This window comes from Reyranella sp., assembly GCF_036558665.1.
Taxonomy (GTDB): domain Bacteria; phylum Pseudomonadota; class Alphaproteobacteria; order Reyranellales; family Reyranellaceae; genus Reyranella.
Genome location: NZ_DATBFE010000012.1, coordinates 52,351 through 74,393, shown reverse-complemented (window position 1 = coordinate 74,393; position 22,043 = coordinate 52,351). Strand labels below are relative to the sequence as shown.

General features: G+C 64.6%; 20 protein-coding genes and 1 tRNA gene. 16 read left to right on the top strand and 5 right to left on the bottom strand.

From position 1 onward, the window contains the following. The first annotated feature begins 31 nt into the window (after window positions 1–31). The 6 genes from ybgF to thiD all read left to right on the top strand — a co-directional run bounded on the left by ybgF (window position 32) and on the right by thiD (window position 6,806). The gene (ybgF, locus tag VH499_RS02345) at window positions 32–754 is read left to right on the top strand and encodes a tol-pal system protein YbgF (protein ID WP_332051071.1); all 723 of its coding nucleotides are present in this window, start codon (window positions 32–34) and stop codon (window positions 752–754) included. A gap of 83 nt (window positions 755–837) precedes the next feature. After that, a complete protein-coding gene (tilS, locus tag VH499_RS02340; RefSeq protein WP_332051070.1) occupies window positions 838–1,839 on the top strand; it encodes a tRNA lysidine(34) synthetase TilS in 1,002 nt (333 codons plus the stop codon). A gap of 24 nt (window positions 1,840–1,863) precedes the next feature. Then, complete coding sequence (ftsH, locus tag VH499_RS02335; RefSeq protein WP_332051069.1) at window positions 1,864–3,816, top strand: ATP-dependent zinc metalloprotease FtsH; 1,953 nt, start codon at window positions 1,864–1,866, stop codon at window positions 3,814–3,816. 41 nt (window positions 3,817–3,857) lie between these two features. Continuing rightward, entirely contained in the window at window positions 3,858–4,631 is a 774-nt protein-coding gene (gene folP, locus VH499_RS02330) for a dihydropteroate synthase (RefSeq protein WP_332051068.1), read from the top strand. 12 nt (window positions 4,632–4,643) lie between these two features. Beyond that, window positions 4,644–5,993 (top strand): phosphoglucosamine mutase, encoded by a 1,350-nt coding sequence (gene glmM, locus VH499_RS02325; protein ID WP_332051067.1) that lies wholly within the window; start codon window positions 4,644–4,646, stop codon window positions 5,991–5,993. A gap of 9 nt (window positions 5,994–6,002) precedes the next feature. After that, window positions 6,003–6,806: a bifunctional hydroxymethylpyrimidine kinase/phosphomethylpyrimidine kinase gene (gene thiD, locus VH499_RS02320; protein WP_332051066.1), complete on the top strand. Its 804-nt coding sequence runs from the start codon at window positions 6,003–6,005 to the stop codon at window positions 6,804–6,806. Here the strand turns inward: thiD and VH499_RS02315 are convergent. Both VH499_RS02315 and VH499_RS02310 read right to left on the bottom strand, forming a co-directional pair. After that, on the bottom strand, window positions 6,787–7,659 hold the full coding sequence (locus tag VH499_RS02315) for an alpha/beta hydrolase (RefSeq protein WP_332051065.1): 873 nt from the start codon (window positions 7,657–7,659) through the stop codon (window positions 6,787–6,789). The genes thiD and VH499_RS02315 overlap by 20 nt on opposite strands. A 23-nt stretch (window positions 7,660–7,682) precedes the next feature. Next, on the bottom strand, window positions 7,683–8,786 hold the full coding sequence (locus tag VH499_RS02310) for an aminotransferase (protein WP_414709735.1): 1,104 nt from the start codon (window positions 8,784–8,786) through the stop codon (window positions 7,683–7,685). A 350-nt stretch (window positions 8,787–9,136) separates the two neighbouring features. Between VH499_RS02310 and VH499_RS02305 the strand changes: the two genes are divergently transcribed. The 6 genes from VH499_RS02305 (at window position 9,137) to VH499_RS02280 (ending at window position 15,440) form a co-directional block, all read left to right on the top strand. Continuing rightward, window positions 9,137–10,477 (top strand): ABC transporter substrate-binding protein, encoded by a 1,341-nt coding sequence (locus tag VH499_RS02305; RefSeq protein ID WP_332051064.1) that lies wholly within the window; start codon window positions 9,137–9,139, stop codon window positions 10,475–10,477. A 73-nt stretch (window positions 10,478–10,550) separates the two neighbouring features. After that, a complete protein-coding gene (locus VH499_RS02300; protein ID WP_332051063.1) occupies window positions 10,551–11,480 on the top strand; it encodes a sugar ABC transporter permease in 930 nt (309 codons plus the stop codon). Further along, window positions 11,480–12,391 (top strand): carbohydrate ABC transporter permease, encoded by a 912-nt coding sequence (locus VH499_RS02295; protein ID WP_332051062.1) that lies wholly within the window; start codon window positions 11,480–11,482, stop codon window positions 12,389–12,391. Before VH499_RS02300 ends, VH499_RS02295 begins: the two co-directional genes overlap by 1 nt. Window positions 12,392–12,399: 8 nt before the next feature. Then, on the top strand, window positions 12,400–13,500 hold the full coding sequence (locus VH499_RS02290; RefSeq protein WP_332051061.1) for a sn-glycerol-3-phosphate ABC transporter ATP-binding protein UgpC: 1,101 nt from the start codon (window positions 12,400–12,402) through the stop codon (window positions 13,498–13,500). Between the two features lie 38 nt (window positions 13,501–13,538). Continuing rightward, entirely contained in the window at window positions 13,539–14,303 is a 765-nt protein-coding gene (locus VH499_RS02285) for an SDR family oxidoreductase (RefSeq protein ID WP_332051060.1), read from the top strand. Window positions 14,304–14,345: 42 nt separating this feature from the next. Continuing rightward, window positions 14,346–15,440, top strand: coding sequence for a malate/lactate/ureidoglycolate dehydrogenase (locus tag VH499_RS02280; protein ID WP_332051059.1), 1,095 nt, complete (start codon window positions 14,346–14,348; stop codon window positions 15,438–15,440). Here the strand turns inward: VH499_RS02280 and VH499_RS02275 are convergent, their stop codons facing one another. Next, complete coding sequence (locus VH499_RS02275; protein WP_332051058.1) at window positions 15,441–17,162, bottom strand: hypothetical protein; 1,722 nt, start codon at window positions 17,160–17,162, stop codon at window positions 15,441–15,443. Between the two features lie 355 nt (window positions 17,163–17,517). Here VH499_RS02275 and VH499_RS02270 point away from each other — a divergent pair, with 355 nt between their 5' ends. From VH499_RS02270 to VH499_RS02260, 3 genes are all read left to right on the top strand, one after another. Then, window positions 17,518–18,348 (top strand): DUF2971 domain-containing protein, encoded by an 831-nt coding sequence (locus VH499_RS02270; protein WP_332051057.1) that lies wholly within the window; start codon window positions 17,518–17,520, stop codon window positions 18,346–18,348. 125 nt (window positions 18,349–18,473) lie between these two features. Then, window positions 18,474–18,809 (top strand): hypothetical protein, encoded by a 336-nt coding sequence (locus VH499_RS02265; RefSeq protein ID WP_332051056.1) that lies wholly within the window; start codon window positions 18,474–18,476, stop codon window positions 18,807–18,809. A gap of 282 nt (window positions 18,810–19,091) precedes the next feature. After that, window positions 19,092–19,721: a hypothetical protein gene (locus tag VH499_RS02260; protein WP_332051055.1), complete on the top strand. Its 630-nt coding sequence runs from the start codon at window positions 19,092–19,094 to the stop codon at window positions 19,719–19,721. Window positions 19,722–19,939: 218 nt separating this feature from the next. Here VH499_RS02260 and VH499_RS02255 read toward each other — a convergent pair. Further along, window positions 19,940–20,015: transfer RNA gene (locus VH499_RS02255), tRNA-Glu, on the bottom strand. Between the two features lie 51 nt (window positions 20,016–20,066). Next, window positions 20,067–21,095, bottom strand: coding sequence for a methyltransferase (locus VH499_RS02250; RefSeq protein WP_332051054.1), 1,029 nt, complete (start codon window positions 21,093–21,095; stop codon window positions 20,067–20,069). 70 nt (window positions 21,096–21,165) lie between these two features. On the opposite strand from VH499_RS02250, the gene VH499_RS02245 reads away from it, so the two are divergent. After that, a complete protein-coding gene (locus tag VH499_RS02245) occupies window positions 21,166–21,969 on the top strand; it encodes a class II aldolase/adducin family protein (RefSeq protein ID WP_332051053.1) in 804 nt (267 codons plus the stop codon). The last annotated feature ends 74 nt before the right edge of the window (window positions 21,970–22,043 follow it).

Here is a 22,043-nt window from a genome sequence, read left to right as displayed (position 1 = left end):
GGCCGGGTTTGAACAGAGACTTGCGTCTGACATGAAAATCCTCACCCCCGGGCTCCTGATCCTGGCGCTGGCATTGCCATTGGCGGCAGCGGCGCAAAGTGGCAACGCCGTTTACATCGACGACCGGCTGAATCAGCTTCAACAGTCGATCACCATGCTGACCGGCCAGATCGAGCAGCTCCAGTACCAGAACCAGCAGCTTCAACAGCAGATGGAGAAGATGCGGACAGATTATGACTTCCGCATCGATCAGCTCGAGAAAGGCGGCAAGGGAGGGCCACGTCCGGCCGGGCCCGCACCGGCCGCGCCTTCGGCCCCTCCGCCGTCATCGTCCGGACCGGGCCCCCAGCAGGCGGCGACGTCCACGGCCTCCGCCGATCAACTCTATCACAGCGCCTTCAAGCTGCTGCAGGACGGCGACTATGCCGGTTCCGAACGGGACTTCCGCGCGTTCGTGCAGCGCTATCCCAAGCATGTCCTCGCCGGCAACGCGCAGTACTGGTTGGGCGAGTCGTACTACGCCCGCCGCGACTACCAGAATGCCATGACCGCCTTCGCGGAAGGCTACAAGGTCTACAAGACCAGCCCGAAGGGGCCCGACAACCTTCTGAAACTCGGCATCACGCTCGCCGTGCTGGGTCGCAAGAGCGATGCCTGCGCCGTATTCGCGCGCTTCACCCAGGACTATCCGCATGCGACCGATCTCCAGAAGCGGCGGATCGACCAGGAGCGGCAGCGGGACAATTGCCGGTGAGCGCCTGAGTGCCAGGCGCGATCGCCCGCGACGAGTTCGCTTCTCTGATGGCGCCTCTGGGGCCGTTCGAGACGAAGCCCGCCGTGGCCGTCGGCGTCTCCGGAGGCCGGGATTCGCTGAGCCTGGCCTTTCTGACGCGCGAATGGGCGGCCGACCGCGGGGGGCGTGTCCTCGCGTTGATCGTCGATCATGGTTTGCGCCCCCAGTCCTCCGCCGAGGTCGAAGCAACCCGCGCTTTGCTGGCCAGACACGATATTTCGTCCGAAGTCCTGGCCTGGTCTGGCAGGAAGCCGGATAGCGGCATCCAGGCAGCGGCAAGATCTGCCCGGTACCGGCTGCTGTTCGAGGCCTGCCGCCGCCACGGCATCCTTCACCTCCTCCTCGGCCATCACGCCGACGATCAAGCCGAGACCGTGGCCATGCGCGCCGCGCGGGCAACCGGACCGGATGGGCTCGCCGGCATGGCGGCCGTGGTCGAGCATCGCGATGCACGCCTGCTGCGGCCCCTTCTGGCCGTTGCCCGGATGCGGCTGACAGCGACCTTGATGGAACGAGGGGTCCGCTGGATCGACGATCCCTCCAATGCCGATCCGCGCTTCGAGCGCAGCCGCCTGCGCGGCCGGCCACCGGCCAAAGCGACGCACCGGCCCTCGGCGGCCGCGGACCGTGCGGCGCGTGATCGCAGTCTGGCCGACATCGCGTTGGCAATTCTCGATCTCGAACCGCCGGACGCAGTGGCTCTCGATCGCGCCGCCTTGGAGGGCCTCGACCAACCGCAGGCGGCACGGCTGCTCAGCCGGGTTGTCCAGGCCTTGGGGAGGCGGGATCACCCGCCACGGCGGGACCGGCTGGATCGCGCAACGGCGCGGCTTTTGCGACCGGTGGATCGCGGCAAGTCGGGAAAAAGCCAGGATTTCACGCTGTCTGAGTGCCGCCTTATGCTTCGGCGAGCGCCGGACGACCACCGCCTGCGCTGGATTGTGCGGCCGGAAAATGGCAGGAAGGGTCGGGAACAGGCCGGTCAGCCCCTCGTTCCGGCGGCATTTTTTGCTTGCGGCACAAAGGCTGCGCCCCATTTAAAGTGAAACCACAGTCACCGGACCGAAATTGTGAACCCGTTCAACCGTAACGCTGCCTTGTGGATCGTCATCGTTTTGCTGCTGGCGCTGCTCTACAGCGTCTTCCAGGGGGGTACGACGCGGGCCGCCGGGAACGCCATTTCCTACTCCGATTTCGTGCGCGCCGTCGATCAGCGGCAGGTCCAGGACGTTCGCATCTCGGGCAACACCATCACCGGCACATTCCGCGAGCCGCGCAACGGCATGCAAAAGTTCTCGACCTACGCCCCGAGCACGCCGCCCGACGAGCAGCTCATGCCCATGCTGATCAAGAACGTCGACCGCGTCGATGCCGGGCCGGCGGAAGAGGGAGTCAACATCGGCAGCATCTTCGTGAGCTGGCTGCCGGTTCTGGTCCTGGTCGGGGTGTATATCTTTTTCCTGCGCCAGATGCAGAGCGGTACGGGTCGCGCCATGGGCTTCGGCAAGTCGCGCGCCCGTCTGCTGACGGAAAAGCACGGCCGGGTGACTTTCGAGGACGTCGCCGGCATCGACGAGGCCAAGGGAGAGCTCGAGGAGATCGTCGACTTCCTGAAGGACCCGCAGAAGTTTCAGCGTCTGGGGGGCAAGATTCCGAAGGGCTGCCTGCTCGTCGGTCCGCCCGGTACCGGCAAGACGCTGCTGGCGCGTGCGATCGCGGGCGAAGCGAACGTGCCGTTCTTCACCATCTCGGGCTCGGATTTCGTCGAGATGTTCGTCGGTGTCGGCGCAAGCCGCGTGCGCGACATGTTCGAGCAGGCCAAGAAGAATGCACCCTGCATTGTCTTCATCGACGAGATCGACGCGGTCGGCCGCCATCGCGGCGCCGGCCTCGGCGGCGGCAACGACGAGCGCGAGCAGACCCTCAACCAGTTGCTGGTCGAGATGGATGGCTTCGAGTCCAACGAGGGCGTTATCCTGATCGCCGCCACCAATCGTCCGGACGTGCTCGATCCCGCCTTGCTGCGGCCGGGCCGCTTCGATCGTCAGGTCGTGGTTCCGAATCCCGATATCGGCGGCCGCGAGAAGATCCTCAAGGTGCATATGCGCAAGGTACCGCTGGCGCCCGACGTCGATCCGCGGGTGTTGGCACGCGGCACGCCGGGCTTCTCCGGCGCCGATCTCGCCAATCTCGTGAACGAGGCCGCACTGCGCGCCGCGCGCGTGGGCAAGCGGCTCGTGACGATGGCCGATTTCGAGTACGCCAAGGACAAGGTGCTGATGGGCACCGAGCGCCGTTCGATGGCGATGACCGACGAGGAGAAAAAGCTCACGGCGTATCACGAGGCGGGCCATGCCCTGGTGGCGCTGCACGTTCCCAAGAGCGACCCGTTGCACAAGGTCACGATCATTCCACGCGGTCGCGCGCTCGGCGTCACCATGCAGCTGCCGGAGCGCGATCATCTCAGCCACACGAAGCTGTTCCTCGAATCGCGGTTGGCGATCATGTTCGGCGGTCGCATCGCCGAGGAGATCATCTTCGGGCCGGAGAGCGTCACGACCGGTGCTGCCAACGACATCCAGGTCGCCACCCAGATGGCGCGGGCCATGATCACGGCCTACGGCATGTCCGACAAGCTCGGCCGCGTCCGCTACCAGGGCAATGAGCAAGAGGTGTTCCTAGGCCACGCTGTGACCCAGACGCAGAACGTCTCCGAGGCGACCGCCCAGCTCATCGATCAGGAGGTCCGCCGCCTGATCGAGGAGGCGGAGAGCCACGCCCGCAAGATCTTGACTGACCGCCTCGAGGATCTGCACACGATCGCCAAGGCGTTGCTCGAATACGAAACGCTGAGCAACGACGAGATCGGCCAGATCCTGCGTGGCGAGCCGATCGTGCGTGACGATACCGGCGGCGCCGGTTCCGGAACGGATCGCCGGCGCCGGGCCTCGGTGCCGTCCAGCACGGGCTCGGCTCCCGGTACTTCCCCCGGTGCGAATCCCGAGCCGCAGCCGGGCGTTTGACGCGAACCCTCGCGGGGCTCGTCCTCGATCGCCCGAGGATCATGGCGATCGTCAATGTGACTCCCGACTCTTTCTCGGACGGCGGCGAACGCCTCGATCCGGCGCAGGCCATCGACGATGGCCTGCGTTTCGTTTCCGAGGGCGCCGATATCGTCGATGTCGGTGGCGAATCCACGCGGCCGGGCGCCCATCCGGTTTCGGAGGAGGAGGAACTGCGCCGCGTCTTGCCGGTCGTTGCCGGGCTCGCGGCACGACAGGCGCTCGTTTCCGTCGATACCCGGCACGCCTCGGTTGCCCGTGCCTGCCTCGATGCCGGGGCACGCATGGTCAACGACGTCTCCGCCTTGCAGGACGATCCCTCTCTCATGCCGTTGCTCGCGGGCCGGACGGCCGCGGTCGTTCTGATGCATCGCCGTGGCCGGCCGCAGGGCAACTATGACGGTCCTCCCTATACCGACGTGGTCGCGGAGGTCCGGCACTTTCTGGTCGATCGCGCGACAATCTGCGAAGGGGCCGGCATCGATCGGCAGCGGATCGCGCTCGACCCGGGTATCGGCTTCGGCAAGAGCCCGACGGAGAATCTCGCCCTCATTGCCGGCGCCGGCAGCCTTGCCGACGCCGGTTACCCTGTTCTTATCGGATCTTCCCGCAAGGGATTCATCGGCAAGCTGACGGGTGTGGAGGAACCGCGCCGACGCGATCCGGCATCCGTTTGGCTTGCGGTCGAGGCGGCGCGCCGCGGCGCCTCGATCGTCCGTGTCCATGATGTGGCCGGTACGCGGCAGGCACTCGCTGTCGCGGCAGCAATACGATAAAATTCGGGCGCTATGTCTCGATCCCTCTTCGGTACCGACGGCGTTCGCGGCCGCGCCAACACTGCGCCGATGACCGCCGATACCGTCATGCGAATCGGCATGGCGGCAGGCCGGGTCTTCAATCGGGGCAGTCATCGGCACCGCGTCGTCATCGGCAAGGACACGCGACTTTCGGGATACATGCTCGAGCAGGCGATGACGGCCGGCTTCCTGTCGGTCGGGATGGACGTGCTGCTGCTGGGCCCGATTCCGACGCCTGCCATCGGCTTCCTGACGCGATCGATGCGGGCGGATCTCGGCGTCATGATTTCCGCCTCCCACAATCCGTACGAGGACAACGGGATCAAGCTGTTCGGTCCCGATGGCTTCAAGCTTTCGGACACGGTCGAGCATCACATCGAAGAGCTGGTCGAGCAGCCGTCGACCATTCCTCTTGCGGGCTCGCCGGCAATCGGCCGCGCCAAGCGCCTGGACGATGCGGAGGGCCGCTACATCGAGGCCGTCAAGGGCTCTGCCGCGCGCGGTCTCGATCTGTCCGACCTCAAGATCGTCGTCGATTGTGCCAACGGCGCCGCCTACAAGGTGGCGCCGACCGTGTTGTGGGAACTCGGAGCCGAGGTCATTCCGATCGGCGTCTCGCCCGACGGCTTCAATATCAACGACAACTGCGGCTCGACGCATCCCGCCATCCTGCGGGACCATGTGGTGGCGCACGGTGCCGATATCGGCGTCGCGCTCGACGGCGATGCCGATCGCGTGGTGCTGGTCAGCGAGAAGGGAAACCTGGTCGATGGCGACCAGCTCATGGCGACCATCGCCGACCAATGGAAGAGGGACGGGCGTCTGCACGGCAATGGCGTGGTGGCGACGGTGATGTCCAATCTCGGCCTCGAACGGTTCGTGGCCACGCTAGGGCTCGCGCTGGTGCGCACCCAGGTCGGCGACCGCTATGTGCTGGAGCGCATGCGCGCCGATGGCTTCAATCTCGGCGGCGAGCAGTCGGGCCATATCATCATGACCGATCATGCGACCACTGGAGACGGATTGATGGCCGCGCTCCAGGCGCTCGCGGCGATGATCAAGAGCGGCAAGCCGGCGAGCGAGACTTTTTGCGCCTTCGAACCCGTACCCCAGCTCCTCAAGAACGTGAGAGTGGACGACGCCAATGCAGCGTTGCACGCGGCGACCGTCGTGTCGGCGATCGCTGCGGCGGAGAAGAAGCTCGGCAAGAGCGGACGCGTGCTGGTGCGCAAGTCGGGCACCGAATCGATGATTCGCGTCATGGCGGAGGGCGACGATTCGAACCTCGTGAAGACCGTCGTCGATCAGATCATCGAGGCGATTCCGCTTCAGGCCGCCTGAGGTGCCGGGGTGAAGGGCCGCGTCCTGATTGTTGCCGGCTCCGATTCCGGTGGCGGCGCCGGAATCCAGGCCGACATCAAGGCCGTCACGGCGATGGACGCTTTCGCCGCCACCGCCATCACCGCTCTCACGGCGCAGAACACACTTGGGGTCCAGGCGGTCGAGCCGGTCGCGCCGTCCTTCATTGCCAAGCAAATCGAGGTCGTGCTGACCGATATCGGCGCCGATGCACTGAAGACGGGTATGCTGCACAGCGCCGACGTGATCCACGCCGTGGCGTCGGCATTCCAGCGGCACGCAGCCGATGCGCCGCTGGTGGTCGACCCGGTGATGGTGGCCAAGGGCGGCCAGCGGCTGCTGCTGACCGAGGCCGAGACGGCGTTGCGCGAGACGCTGCTGCCGATGGCCACCGTCCTGACGCCGAACCTTCCCGAGGCGGAGGTGCTTGCGGGCTTCCCGGTACGCGTCGAAGCCGACATGGTGCGGGCAGCCGAGAGGCTGTCGGCCCTGGGCGCAAGAGCCGTCCTGATGAAGGGTGGGCATCTCGAAGGAGAACGCGTGGTCGACCTGCTGTTTTGCGACGGCAGGTTCGAACGGTTCGAGGACAGTCGAATCGCCAGTCGTTCGACCCACGGCACGGGTTGTACGCTGGCCTCGGCGACCGCCGCCGGCCTCGCGCAGAAACTGAGCCTGCGTGACGCCGTTGCCCGCGCCCGGGCTTATGTCCGCAAGGCGATCGAAACGGCGCCGGGCCTCGGCAGTGGCCACGGCCCGCTCAACCACGCCGTGACGGTCAGATCGGACTGGCGTTAGCCTCCGCTGCTGAGCCGGGCGTCCACTTGCCGGACTCGACCAGGGCGACGAAATTCCACAGCTCGCGATTGAACGCGTCCGGCTCCTCGATGTTCACCGTGTGGCCGGTCTTCGCGAACATTGCCAGGCCGGCATTGGGCAGCGTGCGCTTCAGATAGAGGCTGGGTTGCAGGCAAGGCTGGTCCTCGTCGCCGCAAATGATCAGAACAGGAAGATCGAGGCTCTGCCAGTCCGCCTCGAAGTCGTAGAGCGACGGCCGCTTGCCCTGGTAGTTCTCCATGGTAAGGGCTGCGCCGAGGTCGGGATGCTCGGCGAGATGCCTCGTGAACTCGGCGAAGCCGCGCGGATCCTTTTGCCTGAACCGAGAGCGTGTCGGATTGGTAGCAAGACCTGCCGCATACCTTGCCATACCATCCTTGCGGATCAGCGCCGCCGCCCGCCGTGCGCTCTCCTTGAACTGCTCGTGGCCGGCGCGCTCGGCGCCGGAGCCCACGCCCGCGAGCGTGAGCGACAGGGCCCGGTCAGGATGGAGACGGCCGAAGTGCGCGGTGGCGAAGGCGCCTTGCGACAGGCCGACGATATGCGCCCTGTCGATCCTCAGATGATCGAGCATGTTCCTGACGTCGTCGATGGCCTGTTGCTGGCCATACATCGCCGCCCTGTCGGGCACATCCGATCCGGGATAGCCGCGGAACGAATAGGTGATGCAGCGATGCCGACGCGAAAGAAAGCGCATTTGTGGCTCCCAGCTCCGCCAGTCGCCGCTGTATTCGTGGACGAACAGGATCGGCGTGCCGCTGCCGGCCTCTTCGTAGTAGAGCTTCACACCATCGGGCGTGGTGGCGTGTGGCATTGCTTTCGCTCCGTCGATCGAGTTCAGGCGCCGAAGCGTTCGAGCCGCTCCAGCACGGCCGGAATCCTGTCGTCGGTGACGTTGGCGAAGGCCAGCCGCACGAAGCGCTCCTGGCCCGTGCCGAACATGTCGCCCGGAATGGTCAGCAGGTTCTCTTCGTCGGCCATGCGTCTCGAGATGTCGGTCGAGCGCTCGCCGGCGAAGGGATGCTCGACGTAGGCGAAGTAGGCACCGATGCTCACCAGCCGCCAGCGGTTCGAGCGGGCGAGGCCGCGGCCGAGCAAATCGGCGCGCGCCTCGAGGCCTTCGGTGTTCTTGCGCGCCCACGGAAGAAGATGGCGCAAGCCGTAGAGTGCCGCCTCCTGGGCGAGCCGGGGCGGGCAGATCGACACGCAGTCCATCGCCTTCTCGATCTCCGCCATGAGGGCCGCGCCGGCGGCGACGCCGCCGACACGGTAGCCGGTCAGGGCGAACACCTTTGAGAAACTGTAGAGATGCACCAGTGTCTCCCGCCAGCCGGGATCGCTGAACAAGTCGTGTGGCCGCGCTCCCTCGGACAGGAAATCCTTGTAGGTCTCGTCGAGCAGCAAGGCGATGCCGTGCCGGCGGGCGAGCTCGTAGAAGGCGTGGATGGTCTGGCGCGGATAGATCGCCCCCGTGGGATTGTTCGGCGTGATCAGGACGATGCCGCGGGTCCTCGGGCCGATCAATTTTTCGGCATCGCCGGCATGGGGAATGGCTCCCGACCCCGGCCGGAAATCGAGCGGCACCGGCTCGACCCCCTGCATGCGCATCCACATGTCGTGGTTGAAATAGTGCGGCCGCGGCAGGATCACCTGATCGCCGGCCTTGGCGATGCTCATCAGGGCAAGGCAGAAGGCCTGATTGCAGCCGGAGGTGATACCTACCTCGCCCGGTGTAATCCGGGCGCCGTAGAAGGAAGAAAGGTGGGCGGCGTAGTCCTCTCGCAACGCCGGCAGGCCAAGAATCGGCGTGTAACCATGCACGCCCGGGTCAAGCAGCATTTCGCCGAGATGCCGGCGCAATTCGAGCGCCGGCGGATAGCCGGGCACGGCCTGGCTCAGGTCGATCAGAGGTCGGTCGGCCGGAAAGGTCCGACCCAGCACCCAGCGCCTGGTTTCGCCGATCGGCGAAGGATCAACCGCCGCCAGCCACGGATTAGGCGCAAGTTTACGAAGGGTCGAAGCGGGCTTGTGATGGCAAGCGTGCAATTTGTCGCCCGAGGATTCCACAGGTTCTTGAAGCAAGATCTCTTCCTCATCCCGTTCCGCCTGATCGGAGCATCCCGACGCCCTTGTCCGCTGTCAAACGACGCGATCGGCCTCCCTCCGTCCTAAAACTCATTGCCTGCCTTCCACCTTCTGCATAGCATCCCTAACAAGGCTTCGTCTGAAAGTCGTTGCGCGTGGCCAAAGCGCGCAGAGTCGCCGCCTGGCCGGCGTTGAGGAGGAATTGAATGGGCTTCAGGAAAGTTAGTCGTCGTCGTTTCGTGGGTGGCACCGCTGCCTTGTCGTCTGCCATGGTCGCCGCTCCCTTCGTGCGTGGCGCCCATGCCGCAGGCAAGCTCTCCGTGGCCTTCTGGGACCACTGGGTACCCAATGCCAACAGCGCCACGGAGAAGGCGGTCAAGGAGTGGGCAGAGAAGGAGAAGGTCGAGGTCCAGATCGACTTCGTCACGTCGCAGGGCAACAAGCTCTTGTTGACCGCGGCTGCCGAAGCGCAGGCGAAGTCGGGTCATGACATCATGACCCTGAACACCTTCCTGCCGGCGCGCTATGCCGAGCAACTTGTGCCGGTCAACGCCGAGATGGACAAGCTCATCGCCGACAACGGCAAGGTGAACGCCACGGTGGAGTATCTCGGCAAGGTCGGCGGCAAGTGGCTCGCCATTCCGGCGACGGTCGGCACGCAGTTCAAAGGACCGTGCTCGCGCATCGACTACATGAAGCAGTTCGCCGGCATCGACGTGCAGAAGATATATCCTGCCGGTGCCGAGCCGCAGGACAAGGACTGGACTCTCGACGCCTTCATGAAGGCGGCTGAGGCGTGCCACAAGGCCGGCCATCCGTTCGGCATCGGCCTCGGCACGACATCGGATTGCGTCGACACGATCGGCGCGATCTTCCATTCGTTCGGCGCCGTAATGGTCGATGCCAAGGGCGAGATCGTCGTCAAGAACGACCAGGTCCGTCAGGCGCTCGACTGGTACAAGAAGTTGATGGGCTTCCTGCCGCCCGACGTGGCGGCGTGGGACGACGCCTCGAACAACAAGTTCCTGGTCTCCGGACAGGCGTCGATGATCATGAACCCGCCGAGCGCCTGGGCGGTCGCCAAGCGCGACGCGCCGCAGGTCGCCGAGAACTGCTGGACGCACGGCTTCCCGGCCGGACCCAAAGGCCGCTTCGGACCTTTCCTGCCGTTCTTCTGGGGCATCTGGAACTTCAGCAAGAACGTCCCGGCGGCAAAGAGCCTGCTGGCCCACCTTTCGTCGGCGCCGGTGGTCGAGTCGATGGTGGTCGCCAGCGGCGGATACGATCTGCCATCGTTCGAGAACTACACCAAGTTCAAGGTCTGGGCGGAGGCAGAGCCGCCCAAGGGCACGCTCTTCCACTATCCCGATCCGTACCATCATCAGACGACGGCGATCGCCTGCGCGCCGGCGCCGCACAAGATCGCCGAGCAAATGTACAACCAGGGCATTCAGACCCAGATGGCGGTGCGCTACTTCAAGGGCGAACCGCTGGAGAAGACGCTGGACTGGGCGTCCAATGAACTCGAAGGCTTCATGCGCAACTAGCGTGAAGCGGAAAGACAGGGGGCGTCGCCTGTAGGCGGCGTCCTCTCCTTATCGGCACCACACGGAGCACACCATGGCAGACATCGCCGCCCGCAATGCCGCAGTCGTCGGCGGGGAAGCTCGCACCGGGCTGCACAAGCTCATGCAGCGCAAGTCGACGATCGCCTTCCTGATGGCGTTGCCCCTGATCCTGCTGATCGGCATCCTGGTCGCTTACCCGGCAGGCTATGCGATCTATCTGGCGATGCTGAACAAGTCGATGACCAAGTTCGTCGGCCTCGGTACTTTCGAGTTCCTGTTCAAGCGGCAGGTTTTCTGGGATGTGGTGTACCAGTCCTGCCTGTTCGCCATTACGGCGGTCATCTTCAAGGCGATCATCGGCTTCGTCGTCGCGCATTTCGTGCACAACATCCCGACCAAGGGCCAGCGCAAGTGGCGCGGCATGCTTCTCGTGCCGTGGGTCATCCCGCCGGCGATGAGCACGTTGGCGTGGCTGTGGCTGTTCGATCCGTCCTACAGCGCCTTCAACTGGATCCTGGCGCATTTCGGCATTTCCGGCATCCCCTGGACAGGTGAGGCAGGCTGGGCCCGTTTCGCCGTCATTCTGGTCAACATCTGGGCCGGTGCGCCGTTCTTCATGATCATGTACCTGGCCGCCTTGAAGTCGGTGCCCGAACAGCTCCACGAGGCGGCGGCGATCGACGGCGCCGCGTGGTGGCAGCGCATCTGGTACGTCAACCTGCCGATGATGCGCAACATCATCGCGATTACGGCGCTGTTCTCCCTGATCGTGACCTTCGCGAACTTCGACATCGTGCGCGTCTTGACGTCGGGCGGCCCGTTGACGGCCACCCAGATCTTCGCCACCTGGGCCTTCAAGGTCGGCATCGAGAGCGGCGACATCCCGCAAGGCGCGGCGGTGTCATTGTTCATGGCGCCGATCCTGGCCGTCGCGGCGGCCTTCATCCTGCGCAACATCAGCCGACGGGGGAGCGAAGTCTGATGGCCAACGCTTCGATCGCAGCGGGCGCCCCCACGCGCCCCGTCAAGTACCGCAGCATGAGTCGCGACCGGCGCTGGGCCATGCGCTGGTCCTATTTCTTCCTCGTGCTGTTCGTCGTCTTCTTCCTGACGCCGCCGATCTACATGTTCATCACGTCGCTGAAGAGCAGCGGCGAGATCTCGGCGGCCAAGAACCCATGGTGGGTGTACGCCCCTACCTTGAGCAACTACGAGGAGCTGCTGGGCCAGAACCAGTACCTGGTGTTCTTCCGCAACTCCGCCATCGTGTCGGTCTGCGTGGTCGCCGTCACGATGCTGATCAGCGTCACCGCGGCGTTCGCGCTGGCGCGCATGAAATTCTGGGGCTCGGCCACGCTCGCCACGGGCGTGTTCCTGACCTACCTGGTGCCGGACACGCTTCTGTTCATTCCGCTGTTCAAGATGTTCGCCTTCGTACGCGACACGACAGGCATTGAGCTGATGAACCACTGGTGGACGCTGATCATCATCTATCCGACCCTGTCCGTTCCGTTCGCGACATGGATCATGATCGGCTATTTCGCCTCGATCCCGAAGGAGCTCGACGAGGCCGCGCTGATAGACGGCGCGACCTGGATGCAAACGCTGACCAAGATCTTCATTCCGGTGGCGATGCCCGGCATCATCGCGGCTACGATCTTCAGCTTCACCGTATCGTGGGCTCAGTTCCTCTATCCACTCGCCTTCACGACATCAATCGACCAGCTGGTCCTGCCCGTCGGCATCGTGACCTCGCTGATCAAGGGCGATGTCTTCAACTGGGGGCAGATCATGACCGGCGCGCTGCTCGGCGCGGCGCCACCGCTCATCATCTACGCCTTCCTCATGGATTACTACATCGCGGGTCTCACCGCGGGCGCCACAAAGGGGTAGGTTCACTCATGGCTCAGGTTACGCTGCGCAAGGTCGTCAAGAAATACGACGAGGTCATGGCCGTTCGCGGCGTCGATCTCGACATCGCCGACAAGGAGTTCATCGTGCTGGTCGGCCCGTCGGGCTGCGGCAAGAGCACGACCCTGCGCATGATCGCGGGCCTGGAGGAGATCTCCGGCGGCGATATCGCGATCGGCGGCGACGTGGTGAACGACGTGCCGCCCAAGGACCGGGACATCGCGATGGTGTTCCAGAACTACGCGCTCTATCCGCACATGAACGTCTATGAGAACATGTCGTTCGGGCTGAAGCTCAAGCGGACGCCGCGCAACGAAATCGAGCGTCGGGTGAAGCAGGCCGCGCAGATCCTCGACATCACCGAGCTCCTGGACCGCAAGCCCAAGCAGCTGTCCGGCGGCCAGCGCCAGCGCGTCGCGATGGGCCGGGCGATCGTGCGCGACCCCAAGGTGTTCCTGTTTGACGAACCGCTGTCGAACCTTGATGCCAAGCTGCGCGTGCAGATGCGTACCGAGATCAAGAAAGTGCACCAGAAGGTGCGCACGACGACGGTCTATGTCACGCACGATCAGGTCGAGGCAATGACGCTCGCGGACCGCGTGGTCGTGATGAATGCCGGTCTGATCGAGCAGGTCGGATCGCCCAACGATCTCTACCATTCGCCGATCACCAAGTTCGTGGCCGGGTTCATCGGCTCGCCGGCGATGAATTTCATCCCCTGCCAGCTCGAGCAGGCTGCCGGCGCCCTGCGCATGCGGCTGAACGACAAGCTCTCGCTGCCCGTTCCGGCGTCGCGCAGTGCGCGCTACAGCAGTTTCGCGGGCAAGCCCAATCTCGTCCTCGGACTCAGACCCGAGCATATCACCGAAGCGCGGCCGCACGTCGAGCCCGACCAGCACGACTTCGACATGACGATCGAGGTGGTCGAGCCGATGGGCATGGAGACGCTGGTCTATTTCACGATCAGCGGCGCGGAAGTGTGCGGCCGGGTGAATCCGAATGCCAGCGCGGCGGCAGGCCAGGCGATGAAGCTGCGCGCCGACCTGAGCAACATGCATCTGATCGACGACACGACGGGCAAGGTGCTCTGATCGGCGACTGGCCGACGCAGGCGATCGGGGAGAGTTCGATGGGTGCGTTGACGGGCCGGGTCGCCTGGGTGACCGGTGCAGGTTCCGGTATTGGCCAGGCGGCGGCGCGCGCATTGGCGAGGGAAGGAGCCACGATCGTGCTGACCGGGCGGCGCAGGGAGCCGCTGGAAGAGACGGCCGGCACCATCAAGAGGGACGGGGGCAAGGCGGTAGTGAAGCCTGGCGACCTGATGAAGGCGTCGGCCGTCACCCGCATCGCTGCCGACATCGACAAGAAGTTCGGCCGCTGCGACGTCCTGGTGAACAACGCCGGGCTCAACATCCTGGAAAGGAGCTGGAAACAGCTTTCGCCTGCGGGGGCGGAGCAGGTGATCGACGGCAACCTGTCGAGCGCCTTCTATTGCACCACGGCCGTGCTGCCGATGATGCGCAGGCACAAGAGCGGCGTGCTGATCCACACCTCGTCGGTTGCGGGCAAGCAGCCCAGCCTGCTGAGCGGTCCGGCCTATTCCGCTGCCAAGCATGGCGTCGTGGCCATGAGCCACACGATCAACATGGAGGAATGCGTGAATGGCATCCGCTCCTGTGTGGTCTGCCCCGGCGAGGTGGCGACGCCGATCCTCGACAAGCGGCCGGTGCCGGTGACGAGGGAAGAGCGAGCCCGCATGGCCCAGTCCGAGGATGTCGGCGATCTGATCCGCTACATCGCCTGCTTGCCGGCGCACATCGTCATCAACGAGGTGATGATCAATCCGACCTGGAACCGCGGCTATGTCGCGAACCTTCAACGCGGCAAGTCGTGAACCCATAGGGTACGATCCCGAAGAGTTCTGTCAGGAGTGCCTATGGGTACAGTGACGATCAAGGCGAGGGCGCTCGAGGCCTTCGTGGCCGATCTCTTTGCGGCGGCCGGTTGCTCGAAGGAGGAGGGCGCGCGCATCGGCCGCTATTTGGTGAGCGCGAACTTGTCGGGCCACGACAGCCATGGTGTCGTCCGCGTGCCGCGCTACGCGAGCCAGAAGAAGAACGGGACTGTGATCGCCGATGTGACAGTGGATATCCTGGTGGACACACCCGTGATCGCCGTGGTCGACGGCAAGTACGGCTTCGGTCAGACGGTGGCGCCGCAAGCGGTCCGCATCGGTATCGACAAGTGCAAGAAGGGCGGCCTCTCGGCCGTGACGCTGCGCAACGCCGGCCATATCGGCCGGGTCGGCGACTGGGCCGAGACGGCGGCCGCCGAGGGTCTGGTCTCCGTCCATTTCGTCAATGCCTCGGGCAGTGTCCTCGTGGCGCCCTATGGTGGGGTCGACCGGCGGTTCTCGACCGCACCCTATTGCGTCGGCGTCCCGCGCCGTGGTCAGGACCCGCTGATTCTCGACTTCGCCACGTCGATCGTCGCCGAGGGAAAGGTCCTGGTGGCGAGTCAGGGCGGCAAGAAGGTGCCGGAGGACGCCTTGATCGGGCCGGACGGCAAGCCGAGCAACGACCCGCATCTTCTCTATGGCGGCTACACCCCCGTCGGACCACGTGACCATAGCAAGGGGGCGGGTGCCATCCGCGCCTTCGGTGAGCACAAGGGATCCGGCCTGGCCTTCATGTGCGAGCTCTTGGGCGGCTCCCTCTCCGGGACCGGGGCGACCGATCCCGAGCGCGGCCGCTTCGCCAACGGCATGCTGTCCTTCTACATCGACCCGAAGGTGTTCGATCCGGCGGGATTCTTCCCGCAGGACGTCGCGAGATATGTCGGCTTCGTGAAGAGCTCGCGGCCGGCCGGCGCCGGCGGCGAGATCCTGGTCCCTGGCGAAACGGAAGCCAGAAGCCGCGCCAGGCGTCTGGCCGAAGGCGTGCCGCTGCCGTCCGACACCTGGGCCGCCATCGTCGAGGCGGCGCGCTCGGTCGGTCTCGACGAGCGGCGCATCCAGCAGGCGACGATGTAGTCAGCGAGCGCGCCGGAGGCGGTCGACGGGGCCCAGGACCGGATCATCGAGAACCGGCGTCGCCGTGTAGTCGCGGTGCAACATCGTCCGCAGCGCCGCGACGCGGCGATTGTCTGCAATCATGTTGGTGTCCTTCTCGAGCTGCCGCTCATCGACGCGCCACAAACGGATGACCAGCACGTCGTAGCCCAGATCCAGCGCACGATCGATCTGATGCTTGAGGTCGGCGACCTGGCGATCGTCGTCCCAATCAGGATGCCAGAGCGCGTCGTAGCCGAAGCCGATCCACTTGAACTTCGGCGCCGCTTGAGGCGCAGGTCCCAGAAGGTCGGTGCCGACTTCCTGCGGGCCCCAATAGAGCCGGGCGTAGTTCACCGTCCAGTCGAACACGTGCACCAGAAAGACGGTGCGGCTGGGATCGGCCCGGCGCTCGATCGTCTCGAGCGCCTGTCGCCACGCCGTATCCGCGCCGCGCTGCGGGACCATGCTCCAGACGTTGTAGGCGAAGAGGGCGAGCGTCAGGCCGCCAAGCGCCGCCGATCCGCGCCAGGCCCATCGGTCACGCACTGCCTGCAGGGCCAGGGCCCAGGCCACGGTCAGCCAGGCCATGACGTTGATCTGCATCTGCGGATCCTGCGGCTGGGAGTAGAGATTGAAGATCTCACCGGCGACGAACGTACCGCCGAAGACGACAATCACGCTACGCACGGAAGCTTTGTGTCGTCGCAGCCAGACCGCGTGCGCCGCTACTGCCGCCGTGGTCAGCATCCAGGCAAGCGCGAGGTAGCGCCAGATATCCCAGCCGGGAATCGTTTCGTCGCGCGTGACCGCCGTGCCGAGGAGATATCCGGCCATTCCGTCGGACAGGTAGCTCACCTTGGGCCAGGAGAATCCGGCCCATGCCGAGACGACGGCCTTGCCGGTCCAAAGAAGGCCGATCGGTTCCACCGCGCCTTCGTGGCCGCGCCAGGCCCAGGCGGTGACGCCGGCGGTGACCGCCATGGTGGCGAGGAACAGGCCGATCCAGATGAACCTGAAGTTCCGCCGCCTTTCACACGCCCAGAGCGCGGCAAGCATCGCCGGCAGCGTTGGAAACATGAGGCGCCATTCGAAGAGCCAGCCGATGCTGAAGAGGACGGCAACCACCAGGACCCGGACCGCAGCCGGCCGCGCGAACCACAGGCTTGCCAGGGCCATCGATGCCAGCATTATCGTGTAGCTCGGCATGATGTCTTCGTTGGTGATGGCGAGAAGGAGGACGTAGTTGCAGGCGCCGTGGAACAGCGCAGTCAGCACCGCCACGATCCTGTCGCCCGTCATCACCCGGATCAGGGCGTAGACCACGCAAAGGCAGAGCGAGGCGCTGGCCGCATTCAAGATGGTTAGCTGGCGGCGTGGATCGCCGGGGAGAATGCCCAGGGCGTCCAGCAGCCGGCAGAGCGCGCCATAGACGGGATAGAACAGGTAATTCGCCGGATATAGGGGCGCGTGGGATGGATCGGCGATCCAGGGTTTGAGTTCGAGGCTTTTCGCGATGCCATTGCCGGTCAGACCGCCTTGCGCATTGTCCAGCCAGACGATCAGTCCGACGAAGAGGAGGAGTGCGCCCGCAGCAAGCAGGACCAGGTCGAAAGCGGGGGCCCCGGACTTGCGCCGTAGGGGTGGGGCGGACGCGAGCAGCAAGACCGGGACGGGCTCCTGGAGACGGATCGCGGCCAGCATGCCGGTCCGCCTGTGCCAAATCCAGACCCGCGCTTTCGGCGCGCCCTCGGAGGGCCGTCAGCCCCTCGTCACAGGCAAAAAACCGGATGCGCCGGCGGCACTCGGGGGTTGCCGCCGGCGCGGGCCGCGGCCGACGTGGTGGAGGGAAGGCTGCAGCGGCGGCAAGATGGCCTTGCCGACGTACTGATGGCCAGTGACCATTGGCCATCGGTGGCGCGGGTCGCCGGGAAACCTGCGTCAAATCTGTGGCCGAGCATGTTCTCACATTTGTGCTGCGAGGCACCCTCTATGAGGGGGCGTCGGGCCGTTGCGAGGACGCGGGCCGGAACGGTGCCAGTGATAAGATGCGAGCTTGATGCAAAGGCGATACACCATAGCCCGCGAAGCAGGAATCGATCGCCTCTACCACTTCGCGGCCTTCGATATGGCGCGCATATATCCGATCGTCGCTTTCAACCGGCTTTACTTTTCCCGGCCCTGCGGATTCAGCGACGCCTGGGATTGCCGGCCATTCTTCGACATTGGCCGCATCGACGACTCGTCCTGGCGCGAGGAGACGGCGCAGTGGCTCGAGCGGCTCTACGCCCATGGCCTGTCCGAGCTCACGCCGGTGGCGCGGGAGAGATTTAGGAGGCTGCTGCGCGAGAATGGCGAGATCCTGCGGCGGATGGTAACCGAAGCGAACGCCATGGCCGGCTGGATGAACGACGTATTCCGCATCTTTTGCCTCTCTGCCTACGCGGATCATCCGCTGAACTGGGCGCTCTACACGAACAGGCACACGGGCGTCTGCCTGGAGTTCGAAACCAGCACCGTCTTCTTCGCCGAGGCGGCGCAGGTCACCTATCGCGATGAATATCCGGCCATGCCCCTCAAGATCAAACAGGAAGAGGATGCGCTGCTGCCGATTCTCGCCAAGCCCAGCCACTGGAGCTACGAATCGGAGTACCGGCTGATCGCGCAGGAGCGGTCGAAGAAGCTCAATCACCAGACTCTGATTGCGGACGACCACTGGGTACGGTTTCCCGGCCAGAGCCTGAAATCGATCATCGTGGGATGCATGATGGGAAAGAACGAACGTGAGGCGATCAAAGCGCTGGTGAAGCACGCGCCGACTCCGATCGCGCTGAAGCAGGCGATCAAGGTTCCCAGTCGATACGAACTGCGGATCGTGCCGCTTGCATGATTTGACGTCGGCCGATCCGCGCCGGCCGTGCACTACGAGTTTGAATGTTGCCCGCGGGAACTGCGATGGAACTATGGCCGGTGACGTGTTGTCTTTACCGGCACACTGGCATGGGAAGGGTGGCCTTGCTCGCGATGAAGCACTTGTTGCCTGTCTTTGTCGGCTTGTTGGCGATTGGCGCCCAGGCCCAGGCTGATGGCGTCTCGAAGAAGACAGCGACGGCGGCAGCCTACTGCGCCGGATTCAGGTGGGGAGAGCTGGTGCAGACGCCCGACAAGTCCGAGGCGATGAGAGTCCGGGTCCAGCAATCGAATGACCTGATGCAGGGCGTGATCGAACAATCGGTTATCTCCCAGCGTGAAGCGCAGGCCGCCTACGACAGGGGCGTCAAGGATGCCCATTCGTGCAGCGTGGACGCGAGGGACGCGGCTTGCCAAGAGGCCCGCAGGGCGTGCCCGTAAGGGTGAACGGGCGCCGACCCGCAAGGCGCTGATTTGATTGGCCCTCTCAACGGGAGTCGAACCCTTTTCTGTCTTGAGAGGGCGCGGCAGTCTCGTTTGAATTTAATGGGTTGCGATGCAAGTCGCGCACTTCGCCCCCATGGGCTAGCGACTGGTTTCGCGGCCACAACAACCGACGACGATGATAGCTTGACAAGGTCAGAAGGGAGGGACGGCCCGGCTTCCATCAGTGAAATCACCTCGCGCGGTCCTGCCGACGGGAGTCCAGTTCAGGAGAACCTCATGTCCGATGATCGCCTCGCCATCTATGACGCCGATGACAGCTCTTGCCGCAGCTTCGGCGAGAACCGCGACGCCTCGCGCAAACTTGCAATATCAGGCGGTGTTGCTGCCTTGAAAAACAGCTGGGACAGCTTCGTCAAGTCGCCCGGGGGTCCTTATTCACGTGTGGTGTTCGACACCCATGGAAATAAAGGAATGATCTTCTTCAAACACGAAGCCGTCCACTGGGGAGATGTTTCACGCATTTTTGGGGGCGTTGACTACGGGCGTATCTTTCCGTCGTTCACGCGCGTTTATTTCGATGGATGCAACGTTGCCGAGGGCGACTTTGGCTGGCTCTTTCTGCAAGAGATCGCCAAGGCGCTATGCGCAAAGGGCGGCGGCGTGGTGTTTGGTTGGACGTCGAAGGGGTATGCACTTAGCGTGTGGGGGCACACTGCACCACACAAGTGGTTTCATCCATGGGGTAAGGTTCGATATGTCGTCGCAAAACCGGGTGGATCTATCGATGACATGTTCGACACGGAAGACATTGCGTCCGCGATCTCCCCGACGCCCGCAGAGCGTCGGTTTGGCCTGCCCGGCGATCCGGTAGCAAAGCAAAGGTACAATCTTGTCAGGGAGTGGTGAAGCAGTTCAGGGCCCGATGGCTCATGACGCGAGGGTCGCGAATTCCTCCGCCGAGCTACCGATGACCGTCCATGCGGGGGAACGATAGACGAACGCGTCCCGCACCATTCCCCCGATACTCGCGACATTTGGCTGTGCGGGGTAATCCACGCCACGTTGTGCACAGGCGATTGCGCCGACCAACTTCCGTGAAATGTTGATTCATCTGGATTTTAGATTGGCGCTCCCAACGGGAGTCGAACCCGTGTTTCAGCCTTGAGAGGGCCGCGTCCTAGGCCTCTAGACGATGGGAGCGAGGCAGGTCGAGACTGATAGTCGAATGGTTGTGCCGGCGCAACCCGCGAATCAGACGGGCTTGCGGCCGGCGATCCGCGACAGGACGCCAGGAACGAAGGGATGGACGGCGACGTCGGCGAAGCCCGCATCGCGCAGATAACCCTTCACCTCGGCTTCGGTGTGGGCGAGGCCGGTGCTGCCGAAGACCGCTTCGTTCAGGCCCCACAGCGCCGCGGACAGCGGTCCGCGCCGGTCGTCATGCAGCGTCTCGCCGATCAGATGCATCTCGCCACCTGGCACGAGCGCGGCAAACGCCTTGCCGACCACGAGACGGATCAGGGCCGGCTCGTATTGCGGCAGGTTGCTCGCCATCACCACGACGTCGACTCCGGGCGGGAAGGGACTGGCCGTGAAGTCGCCGGCCAGCGTGCTGACGCGATCTTTGGCGCCGTTGGCCTCGATATACTCGTTGGCCACGACGGTGACCGGCGGCAGGTCGAGCACGATCGCCTTCAGTCCCGGATAGGTCGCCGTCGCGACGATGCTGTAGGCGCCCGATCCGCCGCCGAGATCGAGCAGGAGTCGGCGGCCGGTCAGATCGACGCTGCGGCTGAACAGCCGCGCCGCTCCCATGCCGATCGAATAGGTGGCGGCGTGGTAGCGACGCGCGTCCTCGATCGCGAACTCGGTGTAGGCACCCAGGGGATTTTCCACTGAATTCCTGAGTCTTTGGCTCAGCTCGCCATAAGCCGTCCAGCGCGGCTTCGTGAACAGGATCCACGGACCGGCATAGCGGTCGCTGTCCTTCACCAGGAAACGCTGGACGTCAGGCGTATTCGAGAACCGGGCATTTCGCTCAGGGCCGCTGCGGTCGAGCAACGTCATGGCGACCAGCGCCGTCAGTAATCGCTCGGCATTCCGTTCCGTGATGCCGACCACCTTCGCGAGCGCGGCGATCGTGTCGTGGCCGCGCGCGATTGCCGTGAAGATCTCGAGCTCGACGCCGGCCATCAAAGCGGCGCTTTCCCAGTAGGCCTGGGCGATCCTCTGCAGACGCGTCGTGTCGAGTCGGGCTTTTGATTGGGGCGTGTCAGGCATGGCGCTTCCTCTTGCGTTGCCTCATTCTAGCCGAAGCTCATGACCCGCCGATTCCGCCGGGAGGAACGCCATGGACATGCACATCGCCCAGGACCTGCCGCTCACCGGCATCGACATCTATGCGCTGCCGCCGGCCGAGGGCGAGGCGGTCTTGCGCCGGCAGCTCGCGGCGGCTTACCGCCTGGTCGATCATTTCGGCTGGACGGAGCTGATCTACGGTCATCTGACCGCCCGTGTGCCCGGCGAAGCGCCACATTTCCTGATCAATCCCTACGGCCTCAACTACGACGAGGTGACCGCCTCGAACCTCGTCAAGATCGACCTCGACGGCAAGGCCGTCGAGCCGAGCCGGTATCCCGTGAACTATGCCGGCTTCATCATCCACTCGGCCGTGCACATGGCGCATGCCGCCCGTCACCGGGTCGTGATGCACACGCATACGCGCGCCGGCATGGCGGTGTGCGCGCTGAAGGACGGATTGCTGCCGATCTCGATGGTGTCGACGGCGTTTCACGGGAAGCTTGCCTACCACGACTACGAGGGACCGAGCCTCGATCTCGACGAACGCGGTCGGCTGCTTGCGAACCTGGGCGACCACCAGGCGATGCTGCTGCGCAACCACGGCCTGCTCGTGACCGGCCGGTCGGTGCCGGAAGCCTTCCTGCGGCTCTATCGCCTCGAACGCGCCTGCCAGATCCAGGTCGACGCGGCGGCGGCGGGAACGCTGAACGTCATGGGCGACAATCTCGCCGGCAAGTCGGGCGCGGACATGGACCGCTTCTCCGAGATGGAGTCGGACACAGGCATCGGCGATCTCGAATTCGCGGCGCTGATCCGCAAGCTCGACAAAAAGGATACGAGCTGGCGCCACTAAGGAACTTGTAGAGGGCGGGCAACGAACTGTTGGGCCGCTCGCTTCGATCGCAATGACTCCGACCCTGTGATCGA